Source organism: Pedobacter sp. HDW13, from assembly GCF_011303555.1.
GTDB lineage: Bacteria > Bacteroidota > Bacteroidia > Sphingobacteriales > Sphingobacteriaceae > Pedobacter.
Map to the genome: position 1 here is coordinate 3,563,130 of NZ_CP049868.1, position 19,146 is coordinate 3,582,275.

Below are 19,146 nucleotides of genomic sequence, written 5' to 3' on the forward strand. Positions count from 1 at the left end.
GTTAAAAAATGCAGATTAATAATATGGTTTGTTTTTTAGTTCGCTAATTGTTAGTGTATTATAGACTTGGTGTAAATAATCACGCAAACGTTTGCCTGAATTTAAGTGCCAGAGGCATTGGTTTTATTGGCTGATTATTTGATTTTGTATTTTACCAAACGATTTTTGTTAAAAAAGCATTATACTGGATTATATTGCAGGGAGTTTACTAAGCGATTAATAAAAATGTTTTTGTTTGAGTAGCGCTGACATTAAAATTTATTCGTCTCGTTGCCAAATCAATCGTTTGTGCATTGTTTTGAAGAAATGAGCGTACTTTATTTAATAGATTCAAAAAAGTATTCCGTAAAAATTAACCCTCTCCGCATGCCAGCAAAATTTACTAGTATTCTTTGCCTGTTGTTTTTTTGTTTAACGGGTTGCTTGGCTCAAAACGCTAATGCACAAAGCGTTGCTGCACAGTCAGGCACGACCAATTTTCAGGAGCGGGTACATCTACATATGGATAAATCATTTTACTTACCTGGTGATACCATATGGTTTAAGGCTTATGTGGTTGATGAAGCCAATCTCCCTTCGAAAGCCAGCGGAACGCTTTATGTTGACCTGATTAATGAAAAGGATTCACTCCTTAACGGATTTACACTTCCTTTACTCAATGGGGTATCCTTTGGTAATGCTCCAATCGATATTAAAAGTAGCAAAGGCCTATATCGCCTTCGTGCCTATACCAGAATTATGGATAATATTACACCTGTTTCGTTTTTCGATCAGGTAATTAAAATAGGTGATGTTGAGCAAATTAAAAACCAAATAACTGCTATACAAGATATTGATGTTCGTTTCCTGCCTGAAGGAGGAAACCTTTTAATGGGGCTGCCTTCAAGGATTGCCTATAAGGCAGTAAGCAGAAATGGCCGTGGAGTAAACATAACAGGGAGAGTGCTAAACAGTAAAGAAACTGAAATGTGCCTGATTCAGGATACTTATCAGGGGATGGGGTCTTTTTTCTTTACTCCTGAAGAAGGAATTACCTATAAAGCGATTGTTAAAGTTAACGGAGCTGAAAGAGCAATTGATTTACCACTCGCTCAATCCAGCGGCTATACACTTGCTGTTTCACAGCGCGATACGAGCGAGCTGGTTATTAAATCGATGTGTACCAAAGATTTGATAGGTAAGGGAGAATTAAAGTTAAGTGTACATAAGAACGGAGTTGAATTACTGAGTATTCCTTTTGTTATGGATAGCCAGATGGCAAGAATAACCGTCCCGGCGGCGAAATTACCCCAAGGAATTGTGCAAATTTCGTTGTTGGCAGCTAAGGGGCAGCCGCTGTGTGAGCGGCTAGCCTTTATTGGCCAGGGGAGAAATAATGATGTGATAAAGCAGAACGGGCTTGCTACCGAATATCCAAAAAGAGGCGAAACCAAACTCGAATTGCAAACTATGGTTGATGGTGGGCCTGTAACAAATGGTTCATTTTCGGTTGCCGTTACCAATAGTGAGGTAAGTATACCAAACCTCGATAATGAGAGCCATATCTTAGCAGATTTATTACTTTCTCCGGATCTTAAAGGGCATATCGAAAACCCAAACCGCTATTTTATGGATAGCTCCGATTCGACAAGGATGCATTTAGATAACCTGATGTTAACCCAGGGCTGGCGAAAAATAAGCTGGCAGAAAAAATATAACCCTGAAAAAACGATTCAGATTACAGGTAAGGTAACTGATAAGAAAGGGGCTGTATCAGCCGCCAATGTTACCCTAATGCGTACCGGTAAAGCGTTAGGGCTAGAGCAGACGGTTACCGACAGTTTGGGGAGGTTCTCATTCGATTTGGTGTACATGGGGTTGGGGAATTTCGTAGTTCAGGCTAAAAGTGATAAATCCAAATGGTTAGCAGTTAAACTCGATTCGCTGCCAGCAATACCCATTTCGCCAAATAGCTTTACCAAAAACTATTTTAAGGATACTTTATCTTTTTTTTCAAAAGAAGTAATGCAGAAAAATACCCAGAAATACCTGAAACAAGAAGGCATAAAACTGAAAGAAGTAGAAATAAAAGGAAGTAGAAAGCTAGACTACAACCCCTCAAGAGAACCAATTAATTCTGGGCATGTTTTTCAGGTAATTTTACAAAAGGACCTGATTCATGTTGAAGATATTATGGATTACCTGGCGCGGCACCTGGGAGGTAATGGTGTTATTGCTATGAATGATTATGGGGTAATGAAACCCATGTACCCACTCTACATTAAAGGAATGAATACAATTAAAATGATGCCAATATCAGTCAGCATAAATGACTTTCCTGTAGATGAATATTTTGACCTTTCAGCATTACCTGTTAAGGAGATAGAAAAAATACAGGTGTATTTGCTTGGTTCTCCGCCACATCCATCCATAATGACCATTTCGATGAAGGATAAAAACATCCTATATCAGAATTTTAGAAAAGGAACACCACCTGGTACGGCTTATTTGAAACAGGAGGGCTATACCATAAGCAAGGCATTTTATGAGGTAAAGTATCCATTGAAAAAGCAAAGTAATGAGGAGGATTTGAGAACAACACTATACTGGGCACCTAACCTAATTCCCGATAAAAATGGTAAAATAAGTGTAAGTTATTTTAATGGAGATTTAACTGGCAAGCACCGGGTTGTACTTGAAGGCTTTGATGGGCAGGGAAACCTTTTCAGGAAAGAATGGAGTTATAATGTTGTAGAATAATTTAAACCGTTATTTGAATATTTCATGTCACATTTTTTGATGTTCTTTAGGTTAAGGTGATTTTGCTTCTTTATAAACCGATTTTTAGTGTTGTTTTTTACCTCTCCACAACCACATTAAAAAGCCGGTTACGGGCAGTGAGGCGGCAATTAGTCCCGCAATAAAAGCAATTATTTTCCCCAAAATTCCCATTACGCTTCCGGTGTGCAAATCATAGTTTAAGCTTTTAATCTGATCGCTTAGCGACAGGGTTTCAAAGGTTTTTCCTTGTAAGAGCAGCTTGCCGCTATAACGGTCGAAACGATACTGTATGCGCTGGTGTATTTTGTCGGGATCGAGGTAAGCCGATACATTTACAGTACCACTTTTGGCTGCGGGAATATTGATGAGGTAATACGCGGCCCTGGTGTTAAAAGAAACAACTTTCGATAAGATCTGGTTATTTGATGCCGCTACCGTGGTTCGCTTGGTATCAGAGGTCAATTTTGTTTTCTTTTCTGCAACCAGATCAAACGACCACATCAGGCCGGTAAGGGCAATAATCAACAGGGCAATAAAGGCATAAAAGCCGAAAACCTGATGCAAATCGTAGTTCAAACGTTTCTTTTTGGTATTCCATTTAACTTTAAACTTTGCCTTTAGCACGTTTGCTTTCCATTTGGTTGGCCACCAAAGTACTATGCCCGATAATAACAGGAAAACAAAACAGACAACCGACCAACGGATAATAAAATGGCCAACCTTATCGCCCAGTAAAAGCGTGCGGTGCAGCGATAAAACAACGTTGAAAAACTCGCAGTTGGCATCCTCATGAAAAACCACACGCGCAGTGTAAGGATCTACATAAACTTTCTCGAAATATACGCCAGATTTTAACGACCTGAACATATAGCTGCGGTTCGGAGCAGTCTGGATTTCTACCCTCGAGATTTTTTTCTTGCTCCCCAGTTTAGCCTGAGCTACATTAAGTAACTCATCAAAAGATTTTGGTTTTGCACCAGCAGGCACTTCAACGTACAAACGGTCGCGGTAAAGCACTGCTTTAAGCTCATCAGCGAAAGCGTATATAGAACCGGTAATGCCCAATATAAACACCACCAGCCCGGAGCAGAGTCCGAGCCAGAGATGTAATTGATAGAGCGCTTTTTTAAAATTTATACGAAACATTGGCTACAAAAGCTCGTGGCATTTGGGCAGTTAAGGTACCCTGGCCTGTAAAATATAATTGATTGCTCAGGTTATCAACCTTGATTCCTAAACGATATTTCCCCGTATCATAGAAAGCCGTAGCATTAATCATTACATAAGACGGAAGCGTGAATATGCCGGTTGCCAACGCATTTGAAGTAAGGTGATCGCCTACATAATTGGTGCCCAGGCCAAGCCCAAGGCCTTTAAGGTTACCAACTGGTAGTTTATAGCTAATCCAGCTATTGATCAGTGTTGCTGGCCCTGCCGAGGCTGGTCTTCTTCCTTCAAGGGCAGCCGTAGCTTTGGTAAGCTTACTGTCGTTGTAGCTATAACCGGCAATAATGTTTAAACCTGGCAGCGGGTTGGTAATCAGTTCGAGTTCTACACCTTTACTGCGCTGGGTTCCGTTTTGTACGGTAATGTTATAATTAACCCCGTTAACCATTAAATCTTCTGGTCGGGTCAGGTTTTCAACCTTGATGTGGTATACACTAGCGGTAAAGCTCAGTTTTCCGTTAAAAAGATCGGCTTTTACACCACCTTCAAACTGGTTGGCATGTTGTGGTTTAAAAGTACCCGAAACACCAGCACCTTCAGGCTGGGTTACCGGGGCAACATTGGCAAAGCCATTCATGTAATTTCCAAATACCGACACCTGATCTTTAATGATGTGATATACCAACCCCAGCTTTGGCGAAACAGCTGTTTGCATATACTGGCTGTTTACTACAATCGTGTTGGTCGCCTGGTTTAGGGTTCCTTTATTTTGAAAACGATCCACACGTAAACTTAACATGGCCAGTAAACGGTCGGTAATGTTCAGTACATCAGAAGCATAAACGCTATAAATGTAGCTTTTGGTGGTGTTTTTAGTCGGCGCTGCGGTACTTGCTGCAAGTCTGGCTTCAACGGCCGATTTAGAAATTTTAACATAATTGGCATCTGATGGATTCAGTCCGCTTACATTATCGAACACAATATAGGGCGAATTGTCGTTGTTAATGGTTTGACTCAGGTAATCGAGACCAACTACCAACCTGTTTCTTAATCCTAACACTTTAAAGTCGCCAATAAAGTTCTGCTGGATATCGCTTGCAGTATTCGTTGAATTTTGAAGACTAATATTACGTTCGAGCATCTCATCGCTGGTTGCGCCTCTAATAAACTGGTATTGATAGAACCCGTCTGATTTTCGGGAGTTGTTGGAGTAAATAGTTTGCGAACGCCAGTTTTCAGAAATTTTATAATTGGCCTGAGCTTTAATATTTACTGTTGGGTTTTTCATAGTCAGATCGTTAGATGAATAAGATCTTTTCCAGTCAAAATTTAGTTCTTGTGGGGTTGTAGCTATAAATTTTCTTACCCGGTTTAAAAAGATTACAGATGGGCTGGTAGCCTCGGTTTGTAAAAAGCCGGCATTCAGGCTAAGGGTTAACCTGTCATTTGCACGGTATTCAACCGATGGAGCGAAAAATGTTGATCTTCTGAAACCTGCATCCTGAAAACTGCCTTGATATTGGTATGCGGCATTCATTCTAAACAAAAGTTTAGAACTTTTTTTGGCTGGGCCGTAAACATCGGCGGTTAATCTGTTTAATCCGAAACTACCGGTTAAGTAATTAATTTCGCCACCTGCCGTATCAATAGGTTTTTTGGTTACAATGTTAATCAACCCGCCGAAAGAAATAACAGCTCCGCCAAAAAGAGTTCCTGATGGGCCTTTAATCAGCTCTACCCGCTCAATGTTAGAAGGATCGATTTCGCCATTGGTTTGCGCTGGGAGTCCATCTACCAAAGCTGCTTCGGTTCTAAAACCGCGCATGCTGTAATAAGAAGCACCATCAGTATTGATACCACGCGATCCCTGGATTTTATACACGCCCGGCGAGTTTTTAAGTGCGTAACTAAAATCGGTAATCATTTGTTCGTTTAACAAGGTTTTTGGAATGGTAGTATAAACCTGTGGATTATCGAGATTAGCTAAAGGCATTTTAGCTGCTGTGGTGGTCTTTTTTACCGAAAAACGGTTGGTTTCACCACCATTAATTACCACTTCATCCAGTTGCGAATTACTTTCTCTTAGGGTAAAATTTTCTCTTAGGTTGGCATCGCCCTCTACAGTAATTTCTTTCGATTGACTTTCCAGGCCAATATAACTTACTGATAGGGTATGCCTGCCGGCAGGAACATCCTTAATGCGGTAATTTCCATCTGCATCTACAACGGTGTTGCGCGTACGATCGATACTAACGGTTACGAACTGTGCTGGCTTGCCTTCGGCTGTAGTTACTTTTCCCCTCACTTCTCCTCTAAGCTGGATTTTAATGGTAACATCTTTCCCGCTGGCAGTAAAAGCCAAACCGCTTTTTTTAGAAAGTTCGGTTAACACTTCACTAACGGTATTGGCCGATGGACTTAAAGTAATGGTTTTATCAAGCTCGGCGCTTAATCCGCTATAAATAAAGTTGAGTCCAGCTTTTTTTTCCAGTTGCTCCATAACCGCCTTAACTTTTAAGGTTCGTGGACTAATGGTAACCGGTGTATTTTGAGCGTAACCTGTATTAAAGAGTAAACAACACAGTAAAAGGACACAGCCTACTAGAATAGGCTTAAAATTCATAAATTTGTAATTGATCATTGATTGTGAGAATTGATGGTAATATTAACTATCGGGGTGTTGGCGCACTTCCGGTAGTTTGTTGTTTTAATTTTATTTATAGATTTCAATATATTTTCCTGCATTTCTGAAGCGGTAATCTGAGGCCCGTTGTATCAGTTGTAAAACCTGGCTAACGCTTTGTTTTTCGAATTTTCCGCTAATCGGATCATTGAGTGTGCAGCTCACTTTAAAACGTAAACCATATCTGTTTTCGAGAGTTTCCAATACCTGTGGCATAGGCGTGTCACTGAATTTAATTAGTCCTGATTTCCAGGCTGTAACGGCATTTGTATCTACTTTGGTAACCTCGCCAGTGCGTTGCTGCGTTTTGTTAAAAAAAAGACGTTCTCCTGGCAAAAGGATAGTTTCTGGGCTGTTTTTAGCCTTGAAACTAATTTTTCCCTGAGTAAGGGTAACCTCCATTAATGTTGCAGATTTTAGATTGCGTACATTGAAACGTGTACCCAGCACTTTAATTTCGCTATTGGCACTTTTTACCAAAAAGGGTTTTGAGGCATCGTGCTTAACCACAAAAAATACTTCGCCAGAAAGCAGGGTTACAGGACGGGTTTTTCCGGTAAACTTGCTGGGATAGGCAATGCGGCTTCCGGGTTGAAGCTCGATCTTGCTACTATCGGGTAAGGTAATTAAGGTGGGCTGCCCGTATGGCGCATTAAAAACAATGTTTTGCGGAAGGGATTGTGTTCTGTTCAATAGCAGGAAACCCAGTGCAAGTACTGTAGCTGCAGCAATAGAACTGTATACCCTCCAGGTTAGCCGGAACTTTTTTGGGCGAGGTTGCATTTTTTCTTGTAGAGCAGAAAGGATTTCTGGTTTTACTTGCTCCTGTTCAACGGCCAGGAATGCAGGGAAATCTTCCAGTTCAAGCCAGGCCTCTACCTGCATGCGCTCTAAGGGAGTACATTTTGCTTGTGCATATTTTTCCAGTAGCTCGCCATTAATATCTTCCATATTAATAACTACCATGAAAGGCACAGTACCCTACGCAAAAAGCAAAAAATATTTTATTAGTAAAAAATCAGGCTGGATGAAGTGAGCTTTTTAGCTCTTTTAAGGCTCTTGAAATGTGTTTTTCGACTGTTTTTACGGCAATGCCCATTTCGTCGGCAATTTGTTTATAAGTGAGGTTCTGCTCACGGCTGAGCATAAAAATGCTTTTCGAAGGTTCTTCAAGTCTGGCAATCACCATTTCGAATTGTAAAGAAAGTTCCTTATCCAGTAAGATCGATTCAGGATTATACCTGCTAATTTCTATAAAATCGTTATAGTTGATGTCGGTAACATCTTCCTGATTCTTTTTGTTCCGGAAGTGATTTAATATCTGGTATTTGGTAGATCGGGCCAGGTATTTTGATGCTTCCAGCTCATTGTCAAAAATTAAACCCCTGGTCCAGATAGAAAGAAATATATCCTGACATATATCTTTTGCTGCTGCTTGGTTACCACACATGGAAAGCGCGAGGCCATACACTTTGGCCCAGTGGAGATTAAAGAAACCTACAAATTCGCGATTTTTCATGTCAAAATAAGGATATGTTGCAAATATAATCTTATTTAGACTTGTTACAAATAACGAATTAAATTTGTTGTGGGAAAAATCATGTATTAAGAAATTTGCAAAGCAGATCACTATAAAAAAACTATAAATCATATATTTAAAATTTTAATCAGATATTTCAGCGTAAACCTATTTATGTCGACAGAAAACAGCGCTTCAGTCATTACCGGAGCTTTAACGGATGCGGAGATCACACCAAACAAAAAAACATTTTTAAAGGCTTTAACCGAAGATTGGTGGGCCGTAATTTTAGGGTCGGCTATTATTGCTGCGGTACTTTATTTAACTACTGCAGGTACAGCCATTACTTTACCCGTATTTAAATGGGCAAGTACCGACGATCTGTTGAACAAAATTTTATCAGCAGGCAATTTATTGTTGATTATCGAAACCGGCCTGGTATTTCTGGCTCTTGCAGGTATTGCCATTGCGCTTTCAGGAGGTAATGTGGTTAGGTTTGCTGCTGGATTTTCACTGATTTACTTTTTAGCCATTATTTCTTTTATTATTGGCGGTAACAAGAGCGTATCCTATTATGGCTTAGAATATGTGGTTTTTGCCCTGCTGATTGGCATATTAATGGGTAACCTGATCAAGCTGCCAAGCTGGTTGAAAGAAGCCGTACGCTCTGAATTTTATATCAAAACAGGATTGGTAATATTGGGTACAACTATTTTATCGGCCGATTTAGTTAAGGCGGGCCTGCCCGGTATTGTACAAGCCATTATAGTAGTGAGCGCGGTATGGTTTTTTTCTTTGTGGCTAAGTCGCAGGTTAAAAGTAGACGATGAATTCGGGATTATACTGGCCTCGGCAGTGTCTATTTGCGGCGTTTCGGCAGCTATTGTTGCTGCTGGTGCAATCAATGGTGATAAACGTAAATTATCTTATGTAACTACCCTGGTGCTTATTATGGCCATCCCTATGATGGTAATCCAGCCCTGGGCAGTAAAATATTTTCATATTCCTGAAATAATAGGAGGGGCCTGGTTGGGCGGAACGCTCGATACAACGGCTACAGTAACAGCAGCCGGAGATTTGGTGGGGCCAATAGCAGTCAAAGCAGGAGTAATTGCTAAATTCTCGCAAAATGTATTTATTGGAGTAGCCGCATTTTTTATCGCGATATGGTGGGCTTATAAAAAGCCGAAAGATGAGGCGGGCGGTGTACAAATTAAGGTCGAAAGCCCTGGGCTTAAAATTGTGTGGGAACGTTTCCCGAAATTTGTATTGGGTTTTATTGCGGCCTCGCTCATATTTTCTTTTCTACTTTCGCCTGCTACAGCAAAAAGTGTAGCACCTACGTTAAATGGTTTACGCACAATTTGGTTTGCAGTAGCGTTTATCTCTATCGGCATGGAAGCTAAATTTTCTTCACTGGTGAAACTACAGGGTGGAAGACCAGCTATGACTTTTGTTGTGGCACAGCTGTTTAATATATTCTGGACTTTGCTGTGGGCTTATATTTTGTTTGGAGGCTATATATTTCCAGTGCCGGATTTTAAGTAGAAAGAGTTTAGAATTTATTTCAAAATAGATACAGAAAAAGCGACCTTGGTCGCTTTTTCTGTATCTAAATTTTTCGATCTATTTTGATATGGGCTGAAACGAAGTTTATTTATTGCCTGAAATTGATCTTCTATTGCCATTATATAAACTTTACATCATAATCAAAACCTCTGGTTCTAATTTTGTGAAGCCATCTTTTATAAAGGTTTTTTCCAATCACAACTTTTCCATCGCTAACAGTTAATGTCTCTCCTACAATAAAATTACTCAAATCCTGACGGTACTCCTTCTTAATATCTGTCATAAAGATTACATCTTTTTTTTCTGGTAATTGAATTAATGTATTTATTCTTCTGGAAATACGATCTATCGGGTTCGTAAGACACTATACAATAAAATTTAGTTCAACAATACCGAAATTATGTCTTTATTACAAGGATAGAACCTTATGCGGTTCTTTGAATTAAAAAATACAGTTTCGCGTATAAATCTCCGCCTCGTTTCACTGTAAAAAATCGCAAACGAGAATTGTCAGATATCTAGTTTTGCTAAAGCCTTAAGCGAAAATTACTTTCATATTAATAATTAATAAAGAAATCATAAGTTTTGCTTCTCTGCTTAACATTAACTTAATCTTTACGCTCTTTCTTTGCTGAAAATTATTTTTAGGCATGATGAGATATGTTTGTGCAATCCTGATATTCTTCCAGTTATGTTTTACTGCCACTGCGCAGGAAAAGGAACTGGAGCTATTTTTTGACCATCAATCGAAAAAGCCAATCGAATCGCTTATTGAACTCAAGAAGATTTATGCCCAGTCTATAGAAAACAACGATGCGATTTTAGAAGGGAAATGTTTACAGCAAATGGGTAAGGTCTGTTACCGGCAGGGACATTTCAGGCAGGCACTCGATTTTTTTTTAAAGGCCGAAAAAATATTCAACAGTAATGATAAACCTTTATTGCTGGCTGCAAACCTGAGCGACATTGGCGTATTATACTACTACATTAAGCAGCCCGACAAAGCCATGAAGAATTATTTGCTGGCTTTAAGCATTTATAAAAAAGAGCACAATGTAAAAGGACAGGCAGCTATTTTTGGTCAGATTGGTCAGCTTTACGAAAAACGTACCCGGTATGACAGTGCTTTTTATTACCAGAACCTGGCTTTAAAAGCTAATGAGCGAACGAGCGATATTAGTGGCGCTGCTAAAATTTACGAAAACTTAGGTAGTATTTACGAAGACCTTGAAAAATACGATCTGGCTTATCAGCATTTCAAAAAATCGCTGGATTTATATCAAAAAGATCATAACGAACTGGGCAGCATAGAGGTAATTAATAACCTGGGCGATATTTTGCGTAAAACAGGCAAATACCAGGCAAGTGTTGCAGAAACACAAAAAGCCATGAAACTTGCCGATAAACTGGGCAATATCTATCAGCTGGCATCTTGTTGCAGGGATTTGGGCAAAGCATACGAGTTAATGAACCAGATGGATAGTGCCTACCATTATGTTAAGCTGGGCTATAAATATACCATCGATTTATACTCGGAAGATGGTGCTCGTCAGGTTGCTTTTCTGCAGGTGCTGTACGATATCAATAAAAAATCGGATGAGATTACCAGGCTGCAGAACGATAAAAAAATAAACCGGATTATTGCATTTTCAGCCACCATTGTGGTGCTGTTAACCGTCGTTTTAGCTTTTGTTATTTTTAGCAGGCAACGTTTAAAGTTAAAAGACCAGCAAATGCTGGCCAGACAGAAAGATATTCAGCATGATTTAACGAGTTTAGAACTTAAAAACCTGCAGCTCGAAGAGCAGCATCTTAAACAACAGCTAGAAGTGAAGAGTCGAGAGCTCTCTACGCATACTTTAAATCTGATTAAGCACAATCAATTCCTCGAAAACCTGCGCAATACCTTGCAGGCTATGGTAAAAGACGATAAACGCGATCAGAAAAGGCAAATGAATCAGATCCTTACCGAAATTAACCAAAGTTTTAACCACGAACGCAACTGGAAAGAATTTACGCAGGCTTTTGAGCAGGTGCACCATCAGTTTCTCGAGCAGCTTAAAAAGTTCAGCATTGAACTTACCTCGGCTGATATGCGCCTAATTGCTTTACTTAAAATGAATCTCGACTCAGCCGATATTGCCACTTTACTGGGAATTTCTACCGATAGCCTGAGGGTTTCCAGGTATAGGTTAAGAAAGAAGTTGAACTTAGCCCAGGGCGATAATTTATCGGCTTTTATACAGGCCCTTTAGCCGTTACATCAGAAGGCTAAAAAACAAATTTTAGTGCGCAGTTACCTGCTTAACAATTTGTTAATGTAACGGTAATAAAAGCATAATGGCGTTTCTGTTAGTGTTTAATACGTTCATTATTAGTTTGTTGTGTATTTGTGTTGCTTTTTGGTTTATGCCTTTTGTAACGGTGTTGCCTTTATGTAACCCACATAATTTTGGGGTATAATTTGGCGTATACATCTTTGCCCCGTCGATAAAAAAAAGACAATACCAAACAAAATGAACAAACTTTTACAAATTCTGTTTTTTCTTGTTTTTTGTGCAGGCACAGCCAATGCTACAAAAATAAAAGGGCACGTTTACGATAAGCAAACCGGTGAGGCTATAGTTGGCGCAACGGTGGTGCTCGAAAACCCTAAACGGGTAACCAACACCGGACTCGATGGTACTTTTGAGTTCAAAGGTGTATCAACCGGTTCTGCTAAAATCAGTGTAAGTTACATTACTTACAAAACCATCACCAAAACCATCGCGGTAGAAAAAGAAGACAATGAACACTTAAAGTTTTATATGGAAAGTGATTCAAAAAGTCTTGATGAGATCACAATCAAAACCAATGCTGTAGCTTCTACAGACCAGGGCGCGCGCCGTTTGGAGAAAAATTCTACCCAAATCATGAACATCGTATCAGGAAGAGCCATAGAAATTTCTCCTGATTTAACGGTGGCGAACATCACCCAGCGCGTTTCTGGAGTCTCTATCGAACGCAATAGCAATGGCGACGGTCAGTACGCCATATTACGTGGGATGGATAAAAGGTACAACTATACCCTGGTTAACGGGGTAAAAATTCCAAGTCCGGATAATAAATACCGTTACGTACCGCTCGATTTATTCCCGGCCGATTTATTAGACCGTTTAGAAGTTTACAAAACCCTAACGCCAAACCTGGAAGGTGATGCCATTGGTGGTGCCATTAACATGGTAATGAAAAACGCACCCGGTAAGTTTCAGGTAAATACCAATATTTCATCGGGTTACAGCCAATTGTTTATAGACCGGAAATTTGCCAGTTTCAATTCATCAGATATTCAGTATAAATCACCTTATGAGTTAAACGGGAAAAACTATAATGCTACACAAAACGATTTTACCAAAGGAACTCTTGATTATAAATACAAAAGCCCTGCGCCTAATTTAATTGGAAGTTTATCAATAAGCCAAAGGTTTTTAGATAATAAACTTGGCGTCGTTCTGGCCGGAAGTTATCAAAATACTTATCGCGGTAGTAACAGTACATTTTACAATAATGCAGTAGCGGGAACAGATGCTTATGCGGTAATTACAAGCAAAAGCTACCGTGAGTTTTCGGAACAACAGCAGCGTACAGGTTTACATGGAAAGGTTGATTATTCGTTTAACAAAAACCATCAGTTAAGCCTTTACAATGTGTATGTTAATTTAAAAAATCAGCAACTTAGAGATGCAGTGAGCACAACATACAATGGCGTTTACAACCCTACAGCGGGTAATGCAGAGCTAGTTTATGATACTCGTAGCCGTTTAACAGAGCAGCAAATTTACAACAGTACCCTGCACGGAGATCATAAGTTTTTTGATGATAAATTCAAGGTACAATGGTCGGCAGTTTATTCATCCGCTAAAAACGACGTGCCCGAAAACACCAGTATTAGCTTAAATGGAGTAGAACAAAATTTTCAGCGCAAGCGTACAAGTTTGGTGAATACCAATCCGGTTACGCGCCGTTGGGAACGCAATACCGATGAGGATTTAGCTGGTTATCTTGATCTTACTTACCGCTTTACATTGGGTGAAAATAAACTCGATATCATGGCTGGCGGTTTATACCGCGATAAACAGAGAAGCAGTTTCTTTAATAATTATAATCTGGCACCAAATGCCAATGATGCTAAGAAATTGTACGGTGTAGATTTTCAGAGTTATACAGATTTAAGTTTGATAGTAAGCAATCCAGCAGGTGCTGTGGCCAACTCCCTTACTTATGATGCATCTGAAAAAATTGCTGCAGGTTACGGTATGTTTAAATATAGCTCGGCTAAACTTGAACTCATTGGAGGTGCCCGTGTAGAGCATACTAATCAAGGCTATAATCTGCTTTTCCCAGCGGGAGAAACTTATCCGAAAGGAAACCAGGTTTACACCGATGTTTTACCAAGTTTAACTGCTAAGTATTTTTTAAGTGATAAGGCACAGTTGCACGCCTCATACTACAAAGCTTTGAACCGCCCGGGTTTTTACGAAATTGTTCCTGGTAAAGTGATCAACGAGGAGTTTCAGGAACGTGGCAATCCAAACTTACAACGCGCTCTGGCCGATAACTTTGATTTACGTTACGAACTTTTTCCAGGTGCATCTGAACAGTTGTTAATCGGTGCTTTCTATAAGCGGATCAAAAATCCAATCGAATACACTTTCCAGGCAGATGCCGTTCGTGGACAGGATATATACTACACACCAGGCAATTTTGGTACAGCCAATAACTATGGTGCAGAAGTAGATTATATCAAGTATTTCAGTAAAATCGGTATTAAGGCAAATTACACCTATACCCACTCTCGTATTGTAACACCAAAAACAACAAGAACAATCAATTCAACTGGCGACATTCAGGCACTTTCTGTTGATCAGGAACGTCCGCTTTACGGTCAGTCAGAGCATATAGCCAACTTATCAGTATTATTTAAAGACACCAAAAAAGGCTGGGATGCACAGCTTGCAGCTGCTTACACCGGTTCACGTATTAACACCGTTTCGCAATTCTTAAATAACGATTTGTGGCAGAAAGGTTTCATTCAAATGGATGCTTCGGTTGAGAAAAGATTTAAAGGTGGTATCAGCATTTTTGTGAAAGCCAATAATATCTTAAATACGCCAACAAAATTATTCATCAAAGGTACCAATCCGAAGAACGACAATATCAACGAAGATTTGGTGAAAGATGGTAACACCTTAATTCGAAGTGATTATTATGGCCAGAACTATTTAGTTGGCTTCAGATATAAGTTTAATTAATTGAATTTTAAAAAGATAAAGACATGAAATCAAATCAGATTTTTAAACTACTTGTGCTTGCCTTGCTGGCTCTGGCAGGATGTGAAAAAGCCAATATTGATGTTGATGCTACTGCCGTAGACGGTTCGGCCATTGGAGAAGTTTCGGGCATTTGGGCAAAGGGGAGTACCCAGGTAATTAAAGGCGATATCATTATTCCCGAAGGGAAATCGCTTACCATTGAAGAAGGCGTTACGGTTTTAATGGATACCATTGCTAAACCCGAAATTATTGTAAAAGGTAATTTATACGCATTAGGAACGGCAGAGAATCCAATCAAGTTTACCGTAAATGAGTTTTATAAAACGGCTCAAAAGAAATTCGGCAAACTTTGGGGGGAATTTTGGCTGGGCCAACCTGCGAGGAGCTGGTGCTCGATCACGCCATTATTGAATATGGTGGCTCTACCACTTCCGATGCTTCAACTTCAGTAAAAATGGGACTTTACAAAGCTGTAGCAGGCGAAAACCTTCCGGCACTCTGGTTCGCCAATGCAAAAGGAAGACTGGTAGTGCAGAACAGTATATTCAGGAACCTGCAGGAAGATTGTACTTATATTGAGGGTGGAAGAATAATTTTTGCCAATAATGTGTTTTACACTACAGGGGTAACTGGTGGTGAGGCCATGAACTTTAAATCGGGATGTTTAGCAGATATTGCCTACAACCTGGTTTACAGCACCAATACCAATGCACTAAAACTATCAAATACCGGCGATAAAACACCACAAACTTACATTATAGCCTATAACAATACGATGGTTAACACCGGTTGGAGAAGACCAACAGCAAAGGGTGGTTCAATTTGGTTGGAAAGTACAGTGCGTGCAGATTTATACAATAACCTTTTTGCCAATACCCGTTTTGGTGTAAAAAGGGATCCGAAAAAACCAGAAGACGCCCGTTCTGCTTACAGCAATAACTGGTATTATGGATACGACCAGGCTACGGTTAACCAGTTTCAACCAACAGGAGATATTATTGCTGGGAAAAATGATGTGATTGGCACAGCTGCTGGCGCTAACGATCCAAAATTTGTTAACTACCCATTAAATACCGCAGTTAACAATGCAGATTTCAACACCGCCTGGGATTTTCATTTACAGGGCAATTCGCCAGCTTTGGGTAAAGGGATTACTAATTTTACCCGCCACCACGCGGCTGGCATCGTAATGAAAAATGGTATTACTTATATTTCACCGGCACCATCTACTTTTGTAGGTGCTTACGGTACTAAAATTTAAAATGAAGAATAGAATTATTATACCCGTTGCAGCAATTGCAATTTTAACACTTTGCTTTTCTTGCAACGGAATTGCACAAAAAGCTGATAGCACTGCGGTAAAGCCGCTTTATGTTTCCGAACCGGTTGATTTTGATACCGATGATCCTGCCATTTGGGTTAACCCGGCAGATGCCTCACAATCTTTGGTAATTGGTACCGATAAAGATGCAAACGGAGGTTTGTATGTTTTTGATCTGAAAGGAAAAATCATCAAATCGAAAACTGTTAAAGGTTTGCAAAGGCCCGATAATGTGGATATTGCTTACGGATTAAATCTTGGAGGGAAAAAAACTGATATTGCCGTAACTACTGAAAGATTGAGTCATAAGCTCAGAATTTACTCTCTTCCGGATATGAAACCGGTAGACAATGGGGGTATTCCGGTTTTTGTTGGGGAAACAGGTGCAGAGTTCCGCGATTTGATGGGCATATCGATGTACACAGACCCTGACGGAAAAATATATGCAATTGTTGGCCGTAAAACTGGTCCGAAAGCTGGAGGTTACCTTTGGCAATACTTATTAACCGACGATGGCAATGGGCATGTTAAAGCCGATTTGGTAAGGAAATTTGGGAACTACAGTGGCAAAAAAGAAATCGAAGCCATTGCCGTTGATAATGAACTGGGCTATGTATACTATTGCGATGAGCAGTTTGGCGTACGTAAATATTACGCAGATCCGGCTAAAGGGAACAAGGAACTTGCACTATTTGGTCAGGACGACTTTGCGGTGGACAATGAAGGCATAGCCATTTATAAAACTGCCGAAAACAAAGGTTATGTATTGGTTTCTGATCAGGGAGCCAGGCAGTTAAAAGTTTACAACAGGGAAGGTAAAGCGGGTGCACCTAATCAGCACCCATTATTGGCCACTATCAAATACGCGGCTAACCAAACCGACGGAATTGATGTGGTATCGGTACCTTTAAATAGTGACTTTAAACATGGGTTGCTAGTAGCGATGAGCGATGATAAAACTTTTCATTTTTACCGCTGGGAAGATATCGCGGGTAATAATTTAACTGTAAACCCGTAACATGCAACAGTATACTGTTGTTTTATGCGTGAATTAATAACCTGTAATCGTGAATTACACAAAAAACAACATTTTTATGTTGTTTTTTGTGTTTTTTATGTTGTAAAGAACAGAATGATGTCGATTTCACTGGGTTCGGTTATTAAAAAAAGAAGAAAAGAGTTAGGGCTCACACAGTCTCGATTATCCGCAATTGCAGAGGTCAGTCCCACTACATTGCGTGAGATAGAATTGGGAAAAGTGAATCCTGGTGTAGACGTTGTTAGTCGGATATTGGATATACTAGGTATGGAACTTCGTGCTGTAGTTAAAAATATATCGGAAATAGATCATGAGGCGAGCTAAAATCTTTTTTCAAATAGGGATGCTCATTTGAAAAATTTTGGGTTGTTGGAAACTACTCACGGTGATTTCACACTTAGCCCAGCCTATGATCTTTTGAATACCAGGATACATGTTGACTATCCAGATTTTGCACTCGAGGGTGGGCTTTTTGCCGATGATTTCAGATCAGGAAAGTGGAAAATAAATAATTCGCCGAATGCACTCGATTTTCTTGAGTTTGGTAGAAGATTGGGAATTTCAGAGAAACGGAGAGAAGTGTTAATAGCCCCGTTTTTACTAAGACAGGATAAGGTTTCAGTGTTAATTGAGAGTTCATATCTTGCCCCGCAGCAGCAAAAAACATATCTGCTGCATTATAATAAACGTAGGAACCTGCTGAAATAATTTAGATACTTTTCTAACAGCTGTTTTATGCTAATGTTATGATCTTTAAAAATGGCCTTATCGTATTGATTGTCAGTTGTTGAGTTGTGTAAAGACAAGCGAGGAGAGTGAGGTAGATGTGTGGTAGTTAGTTGTTTATGAAGGCCGGGCCACTTAAAGTGAAAAGTCGGAAGAAAAATCTTCCGACCATGAATGGGCCAAGGCCGCTTTTTTGTTATTAAATCTTCGGGTAATTATTTTGCTAAAGCTGCAGTTCTTTGGGCAGCTTCCGGAGTGTTCATTTCTGTGTTTAGAGCTGCAAAACGATCTAAGTTTAATTTTGGTGTGCTTCCCATTACCAGGCTATGGTTTTGAGTTGTTCCACTTAATTTTAAATCTGCATGGTCTGCAATAACGGTGTACAAGCTTTCAGTTTTCGAGTCGATTTTCGCTACTGCATTTCCGCTTAAAAATACCTGAAGGTTAGTTACATTTAATTTACCTGTTGTTTTTACAACTGCATCATCAGATGCCATTACGCGGTAAATGTTTTTTACATAAACAGTAACTTTAGCTACCTGGTTATCTGCCGAGGTAATTTTTAAAGCTGTTCCGTCCTGGATCACTTTTACTTTTCCGCTATTGTCATCAGCATAGCTAATGCCTTCAATTCCGTTTTGGATCAGGGTTACTTCTACATTTCCGCTCACTACAACTTTATCGAAGTTTTTTGGAGCAGAGATTTTAACAGGTTGTTTTTCGGTAGCCATAACAGTTGTAGAGAAGATTGAAGTGCTTAAAACAACAGCTGCCATTAATGATTTTGCTAGGGTTGAGAATGAAGTTTTCATAATATTTTCGTTTTATAGTTTTAGAATATTTTGTGAATGTTTTAATAATAAGACGGCAAGAGGGGAGAAACGTTTCAGCGGTTTTGGCCGTATTATACCAACGGCTGTAACTTCTCGACGAACGCCGTTTTAAATCGGGCAAAAAATGACTGGTCTGATTGAAAATGTAAACCGTTTATTCACTTATCGCCCTTTAAATGCATAAAGCCATTAAATTTATTCGCATTTTTATATAGAA

General features: G+C 39.6%; 14 protein-coding genes. 9 read left to right on the plus strand and 5 right to left on the minus strand.

The window, feature by feature from the left end:
• Positions 1 to 423: 423 nt before the first annotated feature.
• Entirely contained in the window at positions 424 to 2,739 is a 2,316-nt protein-coding gene (locus G7074_RS15035) for a carboxypeptidase-like regulatory domain-containing protein (protein WP_166209301.1), read from the plus strand.
• Between the two features lie 84 nt (positions 2,740 to 2,823).
• On the opposite strand, the gene G7074_RS15040 is transcribed toward G7074_RS15035, so the two are convergent.
• From G7074_RS15040 to G7074_RS15055, 4 genes are all read right to left on the minus strand, one after another.
• Positions 2,824 to 3,906 (minus strand): PepSY domain-containing protein, encoded by a 1,083-nt coding sequence (locus G7074_RS15040; RefSeq protein WP_166209304.1) that lies wholly within the window; start codon positions 3,904 to 3,906, stop codon positions 2,824 to 2,826.
• The gene (locus G7074_RS15045; RefSeq protein ID WP_205944061.1) at positions 3,887 to 6,550 is read right to left on the minus strand and encodes a TonB-dependent receptor; all 2,664 of its coding nucleotides are present in this window, start codon (positions 6,548 to 6,550) and stop codon (positions 3,887 to 3,889) included. The genes G7074_RS15040 and G7074_RS15045 overlap by 20 nt, the downstream gene beginning before the upstream one ends.
• Before the next feature lie 90 nt (positions 6,551 to 6,640).
• Positions 6,641 to 7,561 carry a FecR family protein gene (locus tag G7074_RS15050; protein WP_166209307.1) on the minus strand — a complete coding sequence of 307 codons (921 nt, stop codon included), beginning with the start codon at positions 7,559 to 7,561 and terminating at the stop codon, positions 6,641 to 6,643.
• 67 nt (positions 7,562 to 7,628) lie between these two features.
• A complete protein-coding gene (locus G7074_RS15055) occupies positions 7,629 to 8,129 on the minus strand; it encodes a sigma-70 family RNA polymerase sigma factor (RefSeq protein WP_158674109.1) in 501 nt (166 codons plus the stop codon).
• 174 nt (positions 8,130 to 8,303) lie between these two features.
• On the opposite strand from G7074_RS15055, the gene G7074_RS15060 reads away from it, so the two are divergent.
• The 8 genes from G7074_RS15060 to G7074_RS15090 all read left to right on the plus strand — a co-directional run bounded on the left by G7074_RS15060 (position 8,304) and on the right by G7074_RS15090 (position 18,078).
• On the plus strand, positions 8,304 to 9,677 hold the full coding sequence (locus G7074_RS15060; RefSeq protein ID WP_166209310.1) for a YeiH family protein: 1,374 nt from the start codon (positions 8,304 to 8,306) through the stop codon (positions 9,675 to 9,677).
• Positions 9,678 to 10,348: 671 nt separating this feature from the next.
• On the plus strand, positions 10,349 to 11,953 hold the full coding sequence (locus G7074_RS15065; RefSeq protein ID WP_166209313.1) for a tetratricopeptide repeat protein: 1,605 nt from the start codon (positions 10,349 to 10,351) through the stop codon (positions 11,951 to 11,953).
• Between the two features lie 261 nt (positions 11,954 to 12,214).
• Positions 12,215 to 14,989: a TonB-dependent receptor gene (locus tag G7074_RS15070; protein WP_166209317.1), complete on the plus strand. Its 2,775-nt coding sequence runs from the start codon at positions 12,215 to 12,217 to the stop codon at positions 14,987 to 14,989.
• Positions 14,990 to 15,012: 23 nt separating this feature from the next.
• Positions 15,013 to 15,462: a hypothetical protein gene (locus G7074_RS27240; protein ID WP_240916316.1), complete on the plus strand. Its 450-nt coding sequence runs from the start codon at positions 15,013 to 15,015 to the stop codon at positions 15,460 to 15,462.
• Positions 15,372 to 16,271 carry a right-handed parallel beta-helix repeat-containing protein gene (locus G7074_RS15075; RefSeq protein WP_240916317.1) on the plus strand — a complete coding sequence of 300 codons (900 nt, stop codon included), beginning with the start codon at positions 15,372 to 15,374 and terminating at the stop codon, positions 16,269 to 16,271. Before G7074_RS27240 ends, G7074_RS15075 begins: the two co-directional genes overlap by 91 nt.
• A 1-nt stretch (position 16,272) precedes the next feature.
• On the plus strand, positions 16,273 to 17,349 hold the full coding sequence (locus G7074_RS15080; RefSeq protein WP_166209320.1) for a phytase: 1,077 nt from the start codon (positions 16,273 to 16,275) through the stop codon (positions 17,347 to 17,349).
• A 24-nt stretch (positions 17,350 to 17,373) separates the two neighbouring features.
• Entirely contained in the window at positions 17,374 to 17,694 is a 321-nt protein-coding gene (locus G7074_RS15085) for a helix-turn-helix domain-containing protein (RefSeq protein ID WP_166209323.1), read from the plus strand.
• A 27-nt stretch (positions 17,695 to 17,721) separates the two neighbouring features.
• Positions 17,722 to 18,078, plus strand: coding sequence for a HipA domain-containing protein (locus tag G7074_RS15090; protein ID WP_166209326.1), 357 nt, complete (start codon positions 17,722 to 17,724; stop codon positions 18,076 to 18,078).
• Between the two features lie 233 nt (positions 18,079 to 18,311).
• Here the strand turns inward: G7074_RS15090 and G7074_RS15095 are convergent, their stop codons facing one another.
• Entirely contained in the window at positions 18,312 to 18,908 is a 597-nt protein-coding gene (locus G7074_RS15095; RefSeq protein ID WP_166209329.1) for a GIN domain-containing protein, read from the minus strand.
• Between the last annotated feature and the right edge of the window lie 238 nt (positions 18,909 to 19,146).

Excerpts from the sequence above, each read along its gene's own strand:
- G7074_RS15040 (WP_166209304.1), bottom strand. The coding sequence starts at position 3,906 with ATGTTTCGTATAAATTTTAAAAAAGCGCTCTATCAATTACATCTCTGG.
- G7074_RS15045 (WP_205944061.1), bottom strand. The coding sequence starts at position 6,550 with ATGAATTTTAAGCCTATTCTAGTAGGCTGTGTCCTTTTACTGTGTTGT.
- G7074_RS15050 (WP_166209307.1), bottom strand. The coding sequence starts at position 7,561 with ATGGAAGATATTAATGGCGAGCTACTGGAAAAATATGCACAAGCAAAA.
- G7074_RS15055 (WP_158674109.1), bottom strand. The coding sequence starts at position 8,129 with ATGAAAAATCGCGAATTTGTAGGTTTCTTTAATCTCCACTGGGCCAAA.
- G7074_RS15060 (WP_166209310.1), top strand. The coding sequence starts at position 8,304 with ATGTCGACAGAAAACAGCGCTTCAGTCATTACCGGAGCTTTAACGGAT.
- G7074_RS15065 (WP_166209313.1), top strand. The coding sequence starts at position 10,349 with ATGATGAGATATGTTTGTGCAATCCTGATATTCTTCCAGTTATGTTTT.
- G7074_RS15070 (WP_166209317.1), top strand. The coding sequence starts at position 12,215 with ATGAACAAACTTTTACAAATTCTGTTTTTTCTTGTTTTTTGTGCAGGC.
- G7074_RS27240 (WP_240916316.1), top strand. The coding sequence starts at position 15,013 with ATGAAATCAAATCAGATTTTTAAACTACTTGTGCTTGCCTTGCTGGCT.
- G7074_RS15080 (WP_166209320.1), top strand. The coding sequence starts at position 16,273 with ATGAAGAATAGAATTATTATACCCGTTGCAGCAATTGCAATTTTAACA.
- G7074_RS15085 (WP_166209323.1), top strand. The coding sequence starts at position 17,374 with ATGCGTGAATTAATAACCTGTAATCGTGAATTACACAAAAAACAACAT.
- G7074_RS15095 (WP_166209329.1), bottom strand. The coding sequence starts at position 18,908 with ATGAAAACTTCATTCTCAACCCTAGCAAAATCATTAATGGCAGCTGTT.